Annotated in this window: 1 protein-coding gene; it reads left to right on the forward strand. The window is 59.8% G+C overall.

Annotation, left to right across the window (positions count from 1 at the left end):
• The coding region (locus RYX56_RS26735; protein WP_317124350.1) for a hypothetical protein at positions 1-251 on the forward strand (251 nt) is incomplete at both ends.

Below are 251 nucleotides of genomic sequence, written 5' to 3' on the forward strand. Positions count from 1 at the left end.
CGGTGCTTCTGGTGCCGACCTGGATTATCTATATCGCGCTGCTGTTTTATTCCTGGATGGTGATCTCAGGCCAGGTCACCAATGACGTGGCGCAGCCTGCCGTTGCCGGTGGCTTGGTTCTGATCGTGATGCTGCTCGGCTTCACCACGGTGCAGCACGCCTTTTCGGAAGGGCAGGTCTCGATTGGCACTTTGAGCGAAGTCGAACGCCGCGCTCTGGCGCTCACCGGCTCGGGCGATTTCGTCTTCGAC

This window comes from Alkalihalophilus lindianensis (assembly GCF_032843265.1).
Classification (GTDB): Bacteria; Bacillota; Bacilli; order Bacillales; family Bacillaceae_D; genus Alkalihalophilus; species Alkalihalophilus lindianensis.